This is a genomic window from Streptomyces musisoli, from assembly GCF_016741855.1.
Taxonomy (GTDB): domain Bacteria; phylum Actinomycetota; class Actinomycetes; order Streptomycetales; family Streptomycetaceae; genus Streptomyces; species Streptomyces musisoli.
On record NZ_JAERRH010000005.1, the window covers coordinates 54,673 to 71,610 of the forward strand.

At 74.0% G+C, this 16,938-nt stretch carries 15 protein-coding genes; 5 read left to right on the plus strand and 10 right to left on the minus strand.

Annotated features, from left to right (window positions below; genetic code table 11):
* Nucleotides 1–292: 292 nt before the first annotated feature.
* Both JK361_RS15555 and JK361_RS15560 read right to left on the minus strand, forming a co-directional pair.
* The gene (locus JK361_RS15555; protein ID WP_201817836.1) at nucleotides 293–1,837 is read right to left on the minus strand and encodes a leucyl aminopeptidase; all 1,545 of its coding nucleotides are present in this window, start codon (nucleotides 1,835–1,837) and stop codon (nucleotides 293–295) included.
* Nucleotides 1,838–2,279: 442 nt separating this feature from the next.
* On the minus strand, nucleotides 2,280–3,083 hold the full coding sequence (locus tag JK361_RS15560) for an adenosylcobinamide-GDP ribazoletransferase (RefSeq protein ID WP_201817839.1): 804 nt from the start codon (nucleotides 3,081–3,083) through the stop codon (nucleotides 2,280–2,282).
* Nucleotides 3,084–3,143: 60 nt separating this feature from the next.
* Between JK361_RS15560 and JK361_RS15565 the strand changes: the two genes are divergently transcribed.
* Nucleotides 3,144–3,908 carry a hypothetical protein gene (locus tag JK361_RS15565; RefSeq protein WP_201817842.1) on the plus strand — a complete coding sequence of 255 codons (765 nt, stop codon included), beginning with the start codon at nucleotides 3,144–3,146 and terminating at the stop codon, nucleotides 3,906–3,908.
* On the opposite strand, the gene JK361_RS15570 is transcribed toward JK361_RS15565, so the two are convergent.
* The 3 genes from JK361_RS15570 to cobT form a co-directional block, all read right to left on the minus strand.
* Nucleotides 3,848–4,582 (minus strand): hypothetical protein, encoded by a 735-nt coding sequence (locus JK361_RS15570; protein WP_201817845.1) that lies wholly within the window; start codon nucleotides 4,580–4,582, stop codon nucleotides 3,848–3,850. The two genes, JK361_RS15565 and JK361_RS15570, sit on opposite strands and share 61 nt — an antisense overlap.
* Before the next feature lie 24 nt (nucleotides 4,583–4,606).
* Complete coding sequence (locus tag JK361_RS15575; RefSeq protein ID WP_236053053.1) at nucleotides 4,607–6,403, minus strand: phosphatidylglycerol lysyltransferase domain-containing protein; 1,797 nt, start codon at nucleotides 6,401–6,403, stop codon at nucleotides 4,607–4,609.
* Nucleotides 6,404–6,907: 504 nt separating this feature from the next.
* On the minus strand, nucleotides 6,908–8,005 hold the full coding sequence (cobT, locus tag JK361_RS15580) for a nicotinate-nucleotide--dimethylbenzimidazole phosphoribosyltransferase (protein ID WP_201817848.1): 1,098 nt from the start codon (nucleotides 8,003–8,005) through the stop codon (nucleotides 6,908–6,910).
* Nucleotides 8,006–8,138: 133 nt separating this feature from the next.
* Between cobT and JK361_RS15585 the strand changes: the two genes are divergently transcribed.
* Entirely contained in the window at nucleotides 8,139–9,122 is a 984-nt protein-coding gene (locus tag JK361_RS15585; protein ID WP_201817851.1) for a class I SAM-dependent methyltransferase, read from the plus strand.
* 256 nt (nucleotides 9,123–9,378) lie between these two features.
* Here JK361_RS15585 and JK361_RS15590 read toward each other — a convergent pair whose 3' ends face one another.
* The gene (locus tag JK361_RS15590; protein WP_201817855.1) at nucleotides 9,379–10,581 is read right to left on the minus strand and encodes a bifunctional adenosylcobinamide kinase/adenosylcobinamide-phosphate guanylyltransferase; all 1,203 of its coding nucleotides are present in this window, start codon (nucleotides 10,579–10,581) and stop codon (nucleotides 9,379–9,381) included.
* A 79-nt stretch (nucleotides 10,582–10,660) separates the two neighbouring features.
* On the opposite strand from JK361_RS15590, the gene JK361_RS15595 reads away from it, so the two are divergent.
* Nucleotides 10,661–10,870, plus strand: a complete 210-nt coding sequence (locus JK361_RS15595; RefSeq protein ID WP_201817858.1) for a hypothetical protein — start codon at nucleotides 10,661–10,663, stop codon at nucleotides 10,868–10,870.
* Between the two features lie 35 nt (nucleotides 10,871–10,905).
* Here the strand turns inward: JK361_RS15595 and JK361_RS15600 are convergent, their stop codons facing one another.
* The 3 genes from JK361_RS15600 to JK361_RS15610 form a co-directional block, all read right to left on the minus strand.
* Nucleotides 10,906–12,021 (minus strand): S1C family serine protease, encoded by a 1,116-nt coding sequence (locus JK361_RS15600; RefSeq protein WP_201817861.1) that lies wholly within the window; start codon nucleotides 12,019–12,021, stop codon nucleotides 10,906–10,908.
* A 57-nt stretch (nucleotides 12,022–12,078) separates the two neighbouring features.
* The gene (locus JK361_RS15605) at nucleotides 12,079–12,816 is read right to left on the minus strand and encodes a methyltransferase domain-containing protein (RefSeq protein ID WP_201817864.1); all 738 of its coding nucleotides are present in this window, start codon (nucleotides 12,814–12,816) and stop codon (nucleotides 12,079–12,081) included.
* Nucleotides 12,817–12,899: 83 nt separating this feature from the next.
* Nucleotides 12,900–13,529, minus strand: a complete 630-nt coding sequence (locus JK361_RS15610) for a DUF3043 domain-containing protein (RefSeq protein WP_201817867.1) — start codon at nucleotides 13,527–13,529, stop codon at nucleotides 12,900–12,902.
* 256 nt (nucleotides 13,530–13,785) lie between these two features.
* Between JK361_RS15610 and JK361_RS15615 the strand changes: the two genes are divergently transcribed.
* Nucleotides 13,786–14,565, plus strand: coding sequence for a PspA/IM30 family protein (locus tag JK361_RS15615; protein WP_078611732.1), 780 nt, complete (start codon nucleotides 13,786–13,788; stop codon nucleotides 14,563–14,565).
* Nucleotides 14,566–14,598: 33 nt separating this feature from the next.
* Nucleotides 14,599–14,877, plus strand: a complete 279-nt coding sequence (gene pspAA / locus JK361_RS15620) for a PspA-associated protein PspAA (protein WP_201817869.1) — start codon at nucleotides 14,599–14,601, stop codon at nucleotides 14,875–14,877.
* Nucleotides 14,878–15,096: 219 nt separating this feature from the next.
* Here the strand turns inward: pspAA and JK361_RS15625 are convergent, their stop codons facing one another.
* Entirely contained in the window at nucleotides 15,097–16,461 is a 1,365-nt protein-coding gene (locus JK361_RS15625) for a hypothetical protein (RefSeq protein ID WP_201817871.1), read from the minus strand.
* Nucleotides 16,462–16,938: the final 477 nt, after the last annotated feature.

Genomic DNA, 16,938 nt, shown 5'->3' on the forward strand with positions numbered 1-16,938 from the left:
CGCTTGATGCTTCGGCCCTTCGGTGGGGGCCCTGTCCTGCCGGGCTCCATCTTTGCACTTGTTCGAGGCGGGTGAGACGCGGGGCTGGAGTGTGAGACACCCCACTGGCGGGCCCGCGGAGGGGCGCGGGGCGGTGTCCGATGTGCGGCCGCGCCGCGGGCGCGCGACCGGCCTCGCGGGTTCACCTGCGAGGAGGGCCTGCGGCGGACCCGGAGGGGCGCGGGGGACGGTACGGGCAACCCTCACGCCCCGGACGCCGTCCGGCGGACGGCGTCCGGGGCGGCGGGGACCGTCAGCCCAGGTCGCCCGCGGCGGTCAGCTCGGCCAGCCGGACGAGCGTGCGCACGGCGGACCCGGTGCCGCCCTTCGGCGTGTAACCGAAGGGACCGCCCTCGTTGAACGCCGGGCCGGCGATGTCCAGGTGCGCCCAGGTGATGCCGTCACCCACGAACTCGCGCAGGAACAGACCGGCGACCAGCCCGCCACCCATCCGCTCGCCCATGTTCGCGAGGTCGGCGACGGTGGAGTCCATGCCCTTGCGCAGGTGCTCCGGCAGCGGCATCGGCCAGGCCGGCTCGCCGACCTCCTCCGCCGCCTCGTGCACCGCCGAGCGGAACGCGTCGTCGTTGGCCATGACGCCGAACGTCCGGCTGCCCAGCGCCAGCATCATCGCGCCGGTCAGCGTGGCGACGTCCACGATCGCGTCCGGGTTCTCCTGCGAGGCCGCCCACAGCGCGTCGGCGAGGACCAGCCGGCCCTCGGCGTCGGTGTTGAGCACCTCGACCGTCTTGCCGCTGTACATGCGCAGCACGTCGCCCGGGCGCACGGCGGAGCCGGACGGCATGTTCTCGGCCAGCGCCAGCCAGCCGGTGACGCTGACCTCCAGGCCGAGGCGGGCGGCGGCGACGACCGCGGCGAAGACGGCGGCGGCGCCGCTCATGTCGCACTTCATCGTCTCGTTGTGACCGGCCGGCTTCAGGGAGATGCCGCCCGAGTCGTAGGTGATGCCCTTGCCGACGAAGGCCAGGTGCTTTGCCGCCTTCGGGTGCTTGTACGACAGCTTCACCAGGCGCGGGGTGGCCGCCGAGCCGCCGCCGACGCCGAGGATGCCGCCGTAGCCGCCCTTGACCAGGGCCTTGTCGTCGAGCACCTGCACCTTGATGCCGTGCTCCTTGGCCGCGGCCTGCGCGATGCCGGCGAAGACGGCGGGGGTGAGGTCGTTCGGCGGCATGTTGATCAGGTCGCGGGCGCGGTTCAGCTCCTCGCAGACAGCGACCGCGCGGGCGACCGCGCCCTTGTGGGCGGCGTCGCGCGGCTTGCCGCCGAGCAGCGCGGCCTCGGCCAGCGGCGCCTTGCCGTTCTTGGCCTTGGCGTTCGTGGCCTCCTGGCCGTTGCCCTTGTAGGCGTCGAAGGCGTAGGCGCCGAGCAGGATGCCCTCGCCGATCGCGCCGATGGCGCCGGGGCCGTCCACGGGCAGCGCGAACGCGGCCTTCCTGGCCCCGGTGAGGGCCCGGGCCGCCAGGCCGGCGGCCTTGCGCAGTGCCTCGGCGTCGAACCCGGCGTCCTCGTCCCCGGCGTCGGGCGCGGGGCCGAGGCCCACCGCCACCACGAGCGGGGCCTTGAAGCCGGCGGGCGCGGGCAGCTTCGTCAGCTCGCCCTCGGCACCCGAGGCGCCGAGGGTCTCCAGGATGCCGGCCAGCTTGCCGTCGTACGCCTTGTCCACGGCCTCGGCGCCCGGCGCGACGGCGGGCCCCTGGGCACCCTTGGCGACACCGATCACGATCGCGTCGGCCCGCAGGCCGGGCGCCGCGGCGGTGCTGAGAGTCAGAGCAGTCACGGTGGTGAAATCTCGCTTCCGATGTGAAGTTGCTGTGGCCGATGAGGGGTGGGTCGACCGGGCCCGGGAGCCGACCCTAGGCCCAGGCCTGGGGACACATGGCAACCGGGGCCTTCACCCTGTCGGCGAACACCCGGGACGAGACTACGCGCGTGCGTCTCTTCGCTCATTCCTTCGGGTGTTCACCCGCGTGTGGCTCCGGGGTCACTTCTCCTCCCGGCACTCCCGTGACCCGAGCCGCACTCGTCGGGTTCCGGTGCGGTGCCCACCCACCGGTTCGCATGTTTTTCGCCGAAACCGCCGTGGAGAACCGCGGGCCCTTCGGGGGCGTCGCCGGTTTCGGGTGGTGGGGCGGGTGGGCTGCGGGCCGGCGTTTGGGTGGTGGTGCGTCGGGGCCGGGCGCGCGGTTCCCCGCGCCCCTTCGGGGCGCTCGCCCGGCCCGCTAGTGGCCGAGGGACAGCAGGACGAGGGTGGTGGTTGCGGCTGTTTCCGCGAGCGCGCCGAACACGTCCCCGGTGATCCCGCCGAACCGCCGGACGCAGCGGCGCAGGAGCAGTTCGGCGACGGTGACGGCGGCGGCCACCGCGGCGGCGGTGCGCACGCCGTCGTACCAGCCGAGGCGGGCGGCCACAGCCCCGGCCGCCGCCACCGCCCCGGCCGCCGCCACCACGCCGGCCGCCAGACCCAGCGCGGCGGCTTTCGGGACCACCCCGGCCACCGCCGCCCCCAGCCCCTCCGGGCGGGCGGCCGGCACTCCGGCGCGGGCGGCCAGGGTGAGCGCCAGCCGGGCCGCGACCGCCGAGACCACCGCGGCCACCGCGCCCCGCGCCCAGGAGGCGTCGTAGAGCTGCGCCAGCACGGCCACCTGGGCCAGCAGGACCAGGACGAGGGTGAGCACCCCGAACGGGCCGATGTCCGACTGCTTCATGATCCGCAGCGCGTCCTCGGCGGGCTTGCCGCTGCCCAGCCCGTCGGCGGTGTCGGCGAGTCCGTCGAGATGCAGCCCGCGGGTGAGCGCGGCGGGCACGGCCACCGAGGCGACCGCGGCCGGCAGCGGACCGGAGCCGAGGAGGAGCAGCAGCAGACCGAGCCCGGCCGCCGACCCGCCGACGACCAGTCCGGCCACCGGGGCGCACAGCATTCCGGCGCGCGCGGCCTCCCGGTCCCAGCGGTGCACCGGGACGGGCAGCACGGTGAGCGTGCCGAAGGCGAAGCGGAGACCGTCGAGAGGGGGGGACTTGAGCACCGGCGCAGGTTACCCGGCGGTCCCGGGGCCCCCTCCCGCACCCGGGGATAAGGTGCGCATATGGGGCACTGGTGGGAACGGAACATCGTCGAGCCGGGCAAGCTCCCGCTGCTGCTCGCCCTCGCCGCCTTCGTGCTGGCCTTCGTCGTCACCCGCGTCATCACCCGCCTGATCCGGGCCGGCAAGGGCCCGTTCGGCAACGTCAACGCGGGCGGGCTGCACATCCACCACGTCGTCCCCGGAGTCGTCCTCACCGTCGTCGGCGGCTTCGGCGCGGTCGCCAGCGACCGGCACGGCGTCGGAGCGGCCGTCTCGGCCGTGCTCTTCGGCATCGGCGCCGGCCTCGTCCTGGACGAATTCGCGCTGATCCTGCACCTCGACGACGTCTACTGGAGCGCGGAGGGCCGCAAGAGCGTCGAGGTCGTCGCGCTCACCGCCGCCCTCGTCGGCCTGCTGCTCGCCGGGTTCGCCCCGTTCGGCGTCAACGACCTGACGCAGGAGGAGCTGCAGGACCGCGGCAGGGTCATCGGCACCATCGTCGGGAACTTCGTCTTCGCGCTGATCGCCCTCGGCAAGGGCAAGACCCGCGTCGCGATCTTCGGGGCGATCGTGCCGCTGGTCGCGGTCGTCGGCGCGGTCCGGCTCGCCCGCCCCGGCTCCCCGTGGGCCCGCCGCTTCTACGGCCGCCGCCCCCGCGCCCGCGCCAAGGCCGCCCTGCGCGCCTACCGGCACGACCGCCGCTGGGCCGGGCCGCGCCGTGTCCTTCAGGACTGGATCGGTGGCAAGCCCGACCCCCGCCCGGTGCAGTTGCCCGACCACCGGTGACGGCGGGCGGTGCGCGGCCTGCTCCCGTCCCGGTGCCGCAGCGCCGCCACGAGACACAGCAGCCCCACGGCCATCAGCGCGGCCAGATGCTCCTTGCCCGCCAGGTTCTCCTTCAGCAGCACCTCGACCACCATCGCCAGGGTCACCGCGCTCGCCGTCACATAGGCGCCGTACCGCCAGCCGACGAACACCGCGAGCCCCACGACCGCCGCCGACGGGCCCGTGTCCACCACCTGCGCGTCGGTCCACGGAAGCCCGAACGGGGCATGCGGGCCGAGGGTGATCCCGAGGCGCGCGTACAGGGTCCCGGCGAGCGTGGCGACGTAGGCGATGGCCAGCGTCCGCCACCAGCCCAGGCACAGCTCGGCGATCCCGAACACCAGCAGGATCTGCGCCAGCGCCCCCCACACCGGCAGGTCCAGCGCGGGCACGAACAGCGACAGGGGAGTGCGCAGCAGGGCCGACCACAGCGGGTCCGCGGCCCGTACCGCGCCCAGGTCCTGAACGGGTCCGTAGCCCCACGGCCGGTTCTGCACGTACTGGAGAAGAGCCGTCAGGGCGACCGCCGCGAGCGTCATCGAGATCGCCTGCAGCCCGCGCCGGCGCAGGGGCTCGCGCACGGTGACGTACAGCAGCCCCCACTCGGCTCGGGCCCAGCGCGCGAGCGTTCCCATCAAGCGTTCCTCATCCCCGTACGGTCAACGATGCGTGTCCAGGTGCCTGCGGTGCAGCCACTTGGGCAGTCCCGGCGCCTCCAGGAAGCCCTCCGCGCGGGCCGAGGCGAGGCCGATGCGCGGCAGGTCCGCGCTCTTCTCGAAGAGCAGGAACCGCGGCTCCCAGATGGGCCGGTACTTGGCGTTGGCGCGGTACAGCGACTCGATCTGCCACCAGCGGGAGAAGAAGCTGAGCAGCGACCGCCACAGCCTCAGCACCGGTCCGGCGCCGAGGCGCGCGCCACGTTCGAAGACCGACCTGAACATCGCGAAGTTCAGTGAGACCTGCGTGATCCCGATCTCGCGGGCCCGCCGCAGCAGCTCGATGACCATGAACTCCATCAGCCCGTTGTCGGAGTCCCGGTCGCGCCGCATGAGGTCCAGGGAGAGCCCGTGCGGGCCCCACGGCACGAAGGACAGCAGGGCCCGCAGCCGACCCTCGCCGTCCGTGCACTCCAGCATCACGCACCGGCCGTCCTCGGGGTCCCCGAGCCGGCCGAGCGCCATGCTGAAGCCGCGCTCGGTGGCGCCGTCCCGCCAGTCGTCGGCGCGCTCGACGAGGTACGCCGTCCGGTCCGCCGGGATGTCCTCGTGCCGCCGGATGCGCACCTCGTACCCGGCCCGTTTCACCCGGTTGTACGCCTGCCGGACGGTACGCATCGCCCGCCCCTCCAGCGTGAACTCGGCGACCTCCACGATCGCCTCGTCCCCGAGTTCCAGCGCGTCCAGACCGTGCCGGGCGTACACCGTCCCGGCCTCCTCGCCGGCGCCCATCACCGCCGGGATCCACCCGTGCGCCCGCGCCTCGGCCAGCCAGGGCGCGATCGCACCCGGCCAGGCCTCCGGGTCGCCGAGGGGATCCCCGGACGCCAGGCTCACCCCGCCGACGACGCGGTAGGCGACGGCGGCCTTCCCGGTCGGCGACCACACCACGCTCTTCTCCCGGCGCAGCGCGAAGTAGCCGAGCGAGTCGCGGTCGCCGTGCCGCTCCAGCAGGGCCCGCAGCCGTTTCTCGTCGTCCACGGTGAGCGGGTCGACGGCCCGCCGGGAGCGGAAGGCGGCGTACAGGACGGCGAGGACGAGGGCCGTGCCGAGCACGTTGACGGCCACGTTGACCCAGTTGGGCGGTTCCATGCCCGGGAAGTGGGACTCCTCGGCGGCGACGGAGATCAGCCGCAGGGTGCCGTAGTGCCAGCGCTCCGCGAACGAGGAGCGGGCCGCGTCCGGGGCCTGGTTGGCGACCGTCACCAGCAGCCCGGCCAGCAGGCTCGCGGCCGGCCCGCCGACGACGGCGACCGTGGCGGCGAGCCGGGGGTTGGAGCGGTCGCCCTTGGCGTAGAACTCCCGGCGGCCGACGAGCAGCGCGCCCACGAAGGCGGCCGTCAGCGCCAGGGAGAACCAGTTCTGCCCGTACCGCCGGATCTCCGGGAACGCCATGGCGACCGCGAAGAGGGCCAGGAAGAGGCCGCTCGTCACCAGGTTGAGGATCCACGCGGCCCGCTTCCGGCGCCGCATGGTGATCGCCAGGAAGGCGGTGAAGACGCCGGAGGCGAAGCCGGCCGTCAGCAGGTACGGCGTGAAGAAGTCGTCCTGGTTGTGCCGGCGCACGTCCTGGCCGAGCGAGACCCACACCGCGCTGAGGAAGTTGATGAAGGCGACGGTCCGCAGATACCAGACGGCGAAGGCGGCGGCCCTCCGGGAAGCCCCGGTGGACCGCCGCGCCCGCTCACCCGTCCGCTCGGCCTCGGCTCGCCGCTCCACGGCAATTCGGGCATCTCCCATGGAGAAGGATCATATGGGCGAGTCTCCGACGAACCCCACAATTCCACCCCCACGTCCACCTTCCGCCCCGCCCGCTTCCCCAAGCCCCCGCACACCCCGGCCACTTCTCCGCGCGTTCCCCACGCACCCCGGGCCGCTTCTGCGCCACCCCTCCGCGCGCCGTTCCCGCCGCGACGGTGCTCGGCCGAGGCGGTGGGGTCCGGCGGTGCCGGGGCGGCCGGGACCGGTCACTGCGTCGCCCGGCCCGGTCTTCTCCGCGGGTCTCCCATGCGCCTCGGGCCGCTTCTGCGCGCCGGTGACTCTCCCGCCGCGACGGTGCTCGGCCGAGGCGGTGGGGTCCGGCGGTGCCGGGGCGGCCGGGAGTGGTTACTGCGTCGCCCGGCCGGTCTTCTCCGCGGGTCTCCCGTGCGCCTCGGGCCGCTTCTGCGCGCCGGTGACTCTCCCGCCGCGACGGTGCTCGGCCGAGGCGGTGGGGTCCGGCGGTGCCGGGGCGGCCGGGAGTGGTTACTGTGTCTCCTCTTCCGGGGCCTTTCCGGTCTCCGGGTCCTGCTCGGTCCGCGGCCTTTCCGGCAGCTCCGCCGCCAACGCGGCGGCGGCTTGCACCAGCGGCAGCGCCAGCAGCGCGCCCACGCCCTCGCCGACCTTCACCCCCTGCTCCAGCAGCGGTTCGAGAGCCATCCGGTCCAGCGCCTTCGCCTGCCCCGGCTCCCCGCTGTCGTGCCCGGCCAGCCACCAGTCCGGCGCCCGGAACGCGACCCGCTGGGCGACCAGCGCACACGCGGCGGCCACGACCCCGTCGAGAAGCACCGGCAGCTTCCGCACCGCGCACTGCAACAGGAACCCCGTCATCGCCGCGAGGTCCGCCCCGCCCACGGCAGCGAGCAGCTGAAGCTGGTCCCCGAGCACCGGCCGGGCCCGCCGCAGCGCGTCCCGGACCGCCGCGCACTTGCGCATCCAGGTCAGGTCGTCGATCGCGAGCCCGCCCCGCCCGGTCACCACGGACGCGTCCGTGCCGCACAGCGCGGCGATCAGCACCGCCGCCGGCGTCGTCCCGCCCACGCTGACATCGCCGAGCACCACGAGATCGGTCCCCGAGTCGGCCTCCTCGTCGGCGATGGCGACACCGGCCAGCAGGGCGGCCTCCGCCTCCTCCAGGGTCAGCGCGTCCTCGATGTCGATACGGCCGCTGCCCCGCCGCACCCGGTGCCGTACCACGTCCTTCGGCAAGTCCTCCGGCGCGCAGTCCAGAGCCATGTCCACGACCCGTACGGGCACCTCCAGCCGGCGCGCGAGCACGGACACCGCGCTCTCACCCTCCAGCACCGCCCGCACCAGCTGCTCCCCGCCACCCGCGGGCCGCGCCGAGACACCCAGCCCGGCGACGCCGTGGTCACCGGCGAACAGCACCACCCGCGGCCGTTCGACCGGCCGTACCGGCACCTCGCCCCGCGCGGCGGCCAGCCACTCGCCCAGCTCGTCGAGGCGGCCCAGCGCCCCCTGCGGCACGATCTGGCGCTCCCGCCGGGCTTCGGCGTCACGGCGCACGCCCCCGTCCGGGCGCTCGATCAGATCGGTGAAGTCGTCCAGATTAAGGCTGCTCATTCGCCGAACAGTACCGCCAGCGAACGAACGCTCCCGCGCCACATCGCCACCACACACCCACGACGTCATTGCACCTCAAGTCGGTATCCCATACGTTCCGGTTTGCCGCGGAATGTCGCACAGGGAGCAGCCCATGCCGACCTCGCCCCTCACCCCGCAGATCACCACCCCCCACGACCCGTTCCAGGAGCCGCGCCGCGCGGACTGCCCGTGGTGCGGCTCCCGGAGCCTGCGGACCCGGCTGCGCGCGCCCGATCCGCTGCGCCACCGGGCGGGCACGTTCGTCCTCGACGAGTGCGGCGACTGTGCCCACACCTTCCAGAACCCCCGGCTCACCGCGGAGGGATTCGCCTTCTTCCACCGGGACTTCTACGAGAGACAGCTGGAGGAACTCGTCACGCGCGTCCTCTCCCCGCGTGCGGTCCGCCGCCGGCACCGTGCCACCGCCCGGCGCCTGTCGGCGCTGCGCGAACCGGAGAGCTGGCTGGACGTCGGCACCGGCCACGCCCGCTTCCCCGAGGCGGCGAAGGAGTTCTTCCCGTACACCAGCTTCGACGGGCTGGACCCGACGGCCCGGGTGGAACAGGCGCTGCTGGAGGGCCGCGTGGAGGAGGCGCACCGGGGCTATCTGACGACCCCGGGGACGGCGGCCCGCCTGCGCGCCCGCTACGACGTCGTCTCCATGTTCCACCACCTGGAGCACGCGCCCGACCCGCGCGCCGAACTCGGAGCCGCGCTGACCGTCCTCCGGCCAGGGGGCCACCTGGTCGTCGAAGTCACCGATCCGCGCTGTGCGTTCGCCACGCTCCTCGGCAGGTGGTGGCTCCCGTACGGCCAGCCCCGCCACCTGCACCTGGTGCCGCGGGCCAACCTGCGGGCGGAGCTGGAACGCATGGGCTGCTCGGTCCTCGTGACGGACCGCACGTCACCGCACGTCCCGTACGACCTCACGGCGGCCGTCACCCTGTCCCTGAACCACGCCCATCCGCTCGTCCAGCTGGCGGCGACACCCGTCGGGGACCTGGCCTGGGGCCTGGACCAGGGGTTCGCTCCGCTGCTCCGGCGAACATGCTTCTCCAACGCGTACCGGATCGTGGCACGGAAGAACGCCGGGTAGCCGAGAACCGCCGCCGACCGCGGCCACACCGTGACCGGCCGCGCGGTTCCCGCGCCTTCGGGGCACCGCGATGCCACCGGCCCCACGGCACCGCCACGACGGCACCCACCCGGCACCCGCGCCGGACGACCGCTCGGTCCCGCAGCCCGGGCGGCCACCCGGCACCCGCGCCGGACTGCCACTCGGTCCCGCAGCCCGGGCGGCCACCCGGCACCCGCACCGGACAACCGCTCGGCCCCGGAGCCCGGGCGGCCGGTCAGCCCCGGAGCGTCGACGCCTGTCCGGCGACGACCAGCAGCACGTGCTCGCATTCCGCCGCGAACGCCGCGTTCAGGCGGCCGAGTTCGTCCCGGTACCGGCGGCCGGACGCGGTCGCCGGCACGATCCCCGACCCCACCTCGTTGGAGACGGCCACCACGGTCCGCCGGGTGGCGCGCACCGCGCTCGTCAGCTCCCGCACCCGCTCCCGCAGCGCCTTCTCGCCCGTGCCCGCCCACTCCGCGTCGTCCCACGCCCCGACGGAGTCCATCACGTCCGTCAGCCACAGAGACAGGCAGTCGATCAACAGCGGCGGGCCGTCCTCGGCCAGCAGCGGCACCAGGTCCGTCGTCTCCGTCGTACGCCACGACCCCGGCCGCCGCTCCCGGTGCACGGCCACCCGGGCCGCCCACTCGGTGTCCCCGCCGCGCGTGCCGCCCGTCGCCACGTACAGCACGTCCGGGAACGTCTCCAGCCGCCGCTCGGCCTCCACCGACTTGCCCGAGCGGGCCCCGCCCAGCACCAGCGTCCGGCGCGGCACGTCCGGCACCTCCTCGTACGCCCCGACCACCAGCGTCGTACCGTCCGGCACCGCCCGCGCGCCGGCCGCCGCGAGCCGGCGCCGCAACTCCGGGCCGGGCGGCACGTCGTGGTCGAGGTGGACGGCGAGGACGTCCGTCGTGGGCCCCACCGAGCCGACCGCGCGGAGCCGGGCGAGCGCGTCGGGGCGGCTCACCACGTCCGCCAGCAGCATGTCGTACGACTCCGCCGTCGCCCCCTCCAGGCCGGCCGGCGCCCCGCCCGGCGGCAGATACAGCAGCCGCTGCCCGTCCGGCCCGGTCACCGCGTACCCGGTGCCGCCCGCGTCCATCGCCACGGCCCGCACCCGATGCCCCGTCAGCAGCGCCAACTCCCGGCCGTCCGGCACCCGTCCGGGCTGCGGCAGCCCGGCCGGCACCTCCAGCGCGGGACCGTCGTGCGGATGCGACAGCAGCACCTGCCGTACCCCGCCCAGCGAATGCCCGGCGCGTGCCGCCGCGAATGCCGCGCCCGGCGTCAGGTCGAGCAGCAGCGTGCCGTCCACGAGCACCGCGGTCGCCGCCCGTGCGTCCGGCCCGAGCGCGGTCGCGCAGGCGGCGCAGGGACAGTCGGGGCGAGGCAGTCCCGCGGGGGCACCGGTACCGAGCAGAGTGATTTCCACGGACCGATTTTCGCCTGTCCCGGCAGGTCTTGCGCTTCCGGCTAGGCTGCCAGCAGGTGTCGGATCGAAGGAGGCCCAGATGACGGCATGGACGTGGCGGTTCGAGAAGGCCGACGGGACGGAGGTCCAGCCGGCGGTGCTGCCCGAGGAGTTCACCACGCAGGGGGACGCCGAGTCCTGGATCGGTGAGCACTGGAAGGCACTCCAGGACGGCGGTGCCGACCAGGTGCGGCTGTTCGAGGAGAGCACCGAGATCTACGGCCCGATGAGCCTGCACGCCGACGCGTGACCCGTCCGCAAGCGGGGTGAGGAGGGCCCTCCTCCTCACTGCTCGCCCAACGTCACCTCGACCGTCTTCCCGGTGCCGTTGCGCTGGTAGGTCACCGAGGTCCGCCGGCCGGGCCGGTCCGCCGCCAGCGCCTCGGAGAGCGAGGTGACGGTGGTGACGGGCTCGTCGCCCAGCCTGGTGACGATGTCGCCGGGACGCAGGCCCGCCCGGTCGGCCGCGCCGCCGCCGCGGACGCTCACCACGGCCACCCCGGCCGGCCGGTAGCCGTCGTCCACGACCGTCCGTACGGTGATGCCGAGGGCCGCCCGCCCGGAGTCGACGACCTTGCCCTTCTCGATGATCTGGTCGGCGACCGTCCGCACCATCGACACCGGGATCGCGAACCCGATGCCGGGCGCCGCGCCGCCCCCGAGGCTCGGATCGGCCGCGGCGAGCGTCGGGATGCCGATCACCCGCCCGTCCAGACCCACCAGGGCGCCGCCGCTGTTGCCCGGGTTGATCGCGGCCGACGTCTGCACCATGTTCGCGATCGTCGCGCCCGTGTCTTCCGCGCTCCCGGCTTCGCTCGAGCGGGGGGACCCCCATCCCGTGCTGCCCTCGCTGACGGTCCGTCCGGTCGCCGAGACGATGCCCTGGGTCACGCTGGACGACAGCCCGAGCGGCGACCCCATGGCCAGCACGATGTGGCCGACCTCCACCTTCTCGGAGTCCCCGAACACCGCCGGCCGCAGCCCGTCCGGCATCCTGTCCAGCTTGATCACGGCGAGGTCCTGCTCGGGGTAGGAGTAGACCAGGCTCGCGGTGAGCGGATCCTCGCTGTTGGCCGTGGTCACCTGGAAGGTCTTCTCCGACCCCACGACGTGCGCGTTGGTGACGATGTGCCCCTTGTCGTCGTACACCACCCCGGAGCCCAGGTCGTGGCTCGCCTGGATCTGCACGACCGACGGCAGGACCTCCTTGACGAGCTGCTGGTACCGGCTCTGCAGATCGGTCGCGGTCATCGGCGCGGCCGTCCGGGCGGCCGCCGTCGTGCCCGGCCCGGCCTGGGCCACGGGGGTGGTGCAGCCCGTCGCGAGGGCCGCGCAGCACGCCAGCGCGGCGGCGCCGACGGCCGTCCGGAAGGCACGCGCACGGGAAGCGGAAGCGTCCATGCCCCCGAGTCTCACCGTGCGCTGATCACCCGGCCCGCGCTGTTGCCCCGAACGGGCTCAGCCCCGTACCCCGCACAGATGCAGCAGCGCCGCCACCCGGCGGTAGGGGTCCGTGCGCCCGGCCCGTTCCTCGGCCGCGAGCAGCGTCTCGACGTCGTCCGGGACGGGCGCGGCGTCCGCCACCGTGTCCGTGAAGACCTGGACGCCGTACCAGGCGTGCAGCGGGGCGGCGATGCCGGCGAGCGTGGCGGTGAGGGCCGCGAGCCGGTCGGCGCGGGCGTCCGGGCGGAGCCGTACGGGGATCCCCGCGTCCGAGTCCGTGCGGGGACGCGGGACGTGGGCGGTGGTGTCGAAGGCGGCCAGGGCGCCGGCCCAGTCACCGCCGAGACCCGGGCGCATGGCGAGCGCGTCACCGTTGCGGACGAGGAGGGAGAGCAGACCGCCGGGGGCCAGCATCCGGGCCAGGCCCGCCACCAGCGGGTCGGGCTCCTCGACGTACATCAGGACGCCGTGGCACAGCACCACGTCGAAGCTGCCCGGCAGGAAGTGCACGCCGGTGTCCTGCCCGTCGCTCTGCACCAGGCGCACCCGCTCCCGGATGCCCTCCGGCTCCTGGGCCACGGCCTGGCGGGCGGCGGCGATCATCGCCGTGTCCTGCTCGACCCCGGTCACCTGATGACCGAGCCGGGCCAGCCGCAGCGCCTGCGTGCCCCGGCCCATCCCGACATCGAGCACCCGCAGCCGCCGTCCGACCGGGAACCGTCCGGATATCTGCTCGTCCAGCTGCCGGGTCACCAGCTCCTGGCGGACGACGTCACGCAGCCCGGCCGGCCCGTGCGGCCGCGCGTCGGCCCCGCCCCCGGCGAAAGCGTCAGCGCTCAGGGCCGCTCTCCGCGCTTGACCTGCGGCTTCGGCAGCCGGAGCCGGCGGATCTGCAGGGACCGCATCAGGGCGTAGGCGACCGCGCCGCGGGTGTTCTCGTTCGGGAAGCGCTCGCGCAGCCGCTTCTTCAGACGGAAGCCGCTGACCGCCGCGTCCAGCACGATCAGCACGATCACGATGAGCCACAGCAGCAGCGCGATGCTCTGGATCGCGGGCACCCGCACCACGCTCAGCACCAGGATGACCACGGCGAGCGGCAGGAAGAACTCCGCCACGTTGAACCGCGAGTCGACCCAGTTGCGGGCGAACTTGCGGACCGGGCCCTTGTCACGGGCCGGGAGGTAACGCTCGTCGCCGCTGGCCAGCGCCTGGCGCTGCCGCTCCAGGGCCTGCCGCCGCTCCTCGCGCTGACGCTTCGCGGCCTCCTTGCGGTTCGTCGGGGTGTTGGCGACGCTGCGGCGCTGGGACTGGGCCTCACTGCGCTTGGGCGTGGGCCGACCCTTGGGGGCCTGCGGGTCACGGGGCTGCTTGGAGAGGGTCACCGGCGCCTTGTCGGCGGTCGGGGCCTTCTCTTCCTTGGCACGGCTACGGAACACAAAACCCAAGGGTAAGGGCTGCACCCGCATGGACCCCAGTCCGGTGGGGAACGATCCGGCAACGCCGGACGTCTCCAGGGGGACAGAGGGGACGCACTGAGGGCCTCCGGTGGGATCACCTACTCCTTAGGCCGGAGCGGTACGGTCCGCAGTCGTTCTCGGGGATGAGCGCATCGCCCCGCGAACAGTGCGGTAATGGAGGCAGGGCCCGTACTGTGGGTTCTGTCGCAGGATCTGTGAGCTGGAGTCCGTCAGAAGGGGGCGCGCGAAGCCCATGAGCGGTGTCATGAAGCGTATGGGGATGATCTTCCGCGCGAAGGCGAACAAGGCCCTTGACCGGGCCGAGGACCCGCGCGAGACCCTCGATTACTCCTACCAGAAGCAGCTGGAACTGCTCCAGAAGGTGCGGCGTGGCGTCGCCGACGTGGCGACCAGCCGCAAGCGCCTGGAGCTCCAGCTCAACCAGCTGCAGCAGCAGTCCTCCAAGCTGGAGGACCAGGGCCGCAAGGCGCTCGCCCTCGGCCGTGAGGACCTGGCCCGCGAGGCGCTGTCCCGTCGCGCCGCCCTCCAGCAGCAGGTCACCGATCTCGAGACACAGCACGCGACCCTCCAGGGCGAGGAGGAGAAGCTCACCCTCGCGGCCCAGCGCCTCCAGGCCAAGGTGGACGCCTTCCGTACGAAGAAGGAGACCATCAAGGCCACCTACACCGCCGCCCAGGCCCAGACCCGCATCGGCGAGGCCTTCTCCGGCATCTCCGAGGAGATGGGCGACGTCGGCCTCGCCATCCAGCGCGCCGAGGACAAGACCGCCCAGCTCCAGGCCCGGGCCGGCGCCATCGACGAGCTGCTCGCCTCCGGTGCCCTGGACGACCAGTCCGGCATGCACAAGGACGACATCCAGGCCGAGCTGGACCGGCTCTCCGGTGGTACGGATGTAGAGCTGGAACTTCAGCGCATGAAGGCCGAGCTGGCCGGAGGCTCCCCGCAGCAGGCCATCGAGGGCGGCACCGGTCAGGGGCAGTCCCAGCAGCAGCCGCAGGACACCCCGCGCTTCGACAAGCAGTAGCCCGGCGCCGGGGCCCGAGCCGAGGAGGCCGACGTGATCGTACGGGTCATGGGGGAGGGCCAGGTGAGGCTGGACGACACCCACCTCGCCGAGCTGAACAAGCTGGACGACGAACTCCTGGCGGAGATGGAGAGCGGCGACGGCGAGGGCTTCCGCCGCACGCTCACCGCCCTCCTGGACGCCGTCCACCGGCTGGGCACCCCGCTGCCGGACGACTCGCTGGAACCCTCGGAGCTGATCCTGCCGTCGCCCGACGCGACGCTGGAGGAGATCCGGGAACTGCTGAGCGACGACGGACTGATCCCGGGCTGACCCCCGCGCCGGCCAGCTCATGGCGAACCAGCCGACCAGCCGGCCGGCTCAGGATGGACCAGCCCGGTCGTTTCAGGGTGAACCAGCCGATCGCCGGTCAGGGTGGCCAGCCCGGGCGTCTCAGGGTGAACCAGCCGATCAGCCGGTCGTCTCAGGGGGGACCAGCCCGGTCGGCTCAGGGACGGACCAGCCCGGTCGGCCCGGGGGTGGGCCAGCCGGTCAGCTCAGGGTGAACCAGGTGGTACGGGACTTCTGCCACTCCGGGTGCGCGAGGTCCTTGGCCTTGGTGCCGTCGCCGTACAGATCGGCGGCTCCGTCGTCGGTGATCAGCTGCACCCGGGCGCCGGGAGCGGTCAGGTCGGGCACGGACACCACGGACTCCCAGCCGCCCGCGTCCGCCGTCGGCAGGTCCAGCACCTTCACGGGCCGGTGCCCGGCGACCCCGTCCCAGGAGTACAGGGCGTACGGGGCGCTGTTGTCCTCGGCCGCCCAGGACCCGGCCAGGATCAGGTACTGCCCCTGGGCGTTCCGGCGCAGGTCCCGGACGGACAGCCCGCCGAGGTCCAGCTCGACCGGAGTGCCGAAGGCCGCCTTCGAGCCGCGCGCCACCTGGTCCATGTTCGTGACCGGCACGAGCAGCGCCTTCCCGCCGTTCTGCGGCGGCACCAGCGGGGCACGGAAACCGACGTAGGCGGTGGTGACCGAGCCGGGCGCGAACTCGAGCCCCTCGACGTTGAAGCCGTCGATCTGCTTCGGGGCCTGCCCGGCGGCCGTCGCGTCGGCGAAGCCGTACCGGTCGCCGTTCGCCTCGTCCCAGGCCACCAGGTCGTCGCGCAGCCGGTGCCCGGCGGTGCCGAAGGTCAGCTGGGTGGCGGCGCCCGACCCGGAGACGGTCGTGGTGAACACGGTGTTGCGGTCCGCCCGGTACTCGCCGTCCTTGTTGTTGCCCAGCGAGCCCGTCCAGTAGACCGTGTTCCCGACGCGGGCCGCGCCCTCGATGTCCACCTCCTTGTCGGCGCCGAGCGCGCCGCCCAGGTCCCAGCTGCGCACCGGCGCACCGGAGGCCGCACCGTCGTACAGGCGCAGGGTGTTGTCCTCGTCGTTGGCGACGACGACGTGACCGCCGCCGACGTCGACGGCCGCGGAGGCGTCCGAGGCGCCGGTCAGATAGCGGGCGTCGGCACTGTGCTGGACGGCCGGGGAAGCCGCGTAGTGCAGGGTCGTGGTGGCGGTCTTGCCACCGAGGCCGGTCACCTTCAGCGTGAGGTCGGTGTAGCCCTGGGCGTGCGCGGTGACGGCGACGGTACGGCTGGTGCCGCTGCCGGTGACGTGCACGTCGGTGGTGGCGGCCACGCTGCTCCTGGTGCTCCCGCTCGCGGTGACCGTCAGCGCGGAGGCGTCCGCTCCGCTCTGGGCGACGGTCACGGTGACGGTGGGATCGCCGGTGCTGTCGACGGCACCGGAGAGGTAGGCGGCCGAGAGCTTGATCGTGGGGGTGCCGTAGGAGGCGGCGTGTGCGGGGAACGAGGCCGCCGACAGGAGGGTGAGAGCGGCGACGGGCCTAAGCGGTGAGTGGCGGCGCATGGGGTGCCTTTCGTCGACGGGAGGATGTCGAGGAGGAGGCTGGGCACGTCCGGCCAACGGCGCGTGACGGCAGGCGGTCGGCCGGCCGACGGGCGCCTGACAGCCGGCGCACGCCCAGGAGCCGACGCGCGGCCCCACGACCGGGGCGCACACGTTCGGGCGACCACACCCCATTCTCCCCGCCCCCAACTCCCCGCGCGCCTCGGGAAAACGGGGGTGTGCGGCTGTGTGTGGGGCCGACGACTGGGGTCGGCCGACTGCGGGCTGGTCGTGGCTGGTCGCGCAGTTCCCCGCGCCCCTGGGGGCTGGGGTGCCGTGGGCTGTCGGGGTGCGTGGGTGGGGGATCGACGTCGATCACGCGGCTGCGGGCTGGTCGTGGCTGGTCGCGCAGTTCCCCGCGCCCCTGGGGGGCTGGGGTGCCGTGGGCTGTTGGGGTGCTGTGGGCGGGGGATCGACGTCGTCACGCAGCTGCGGGCA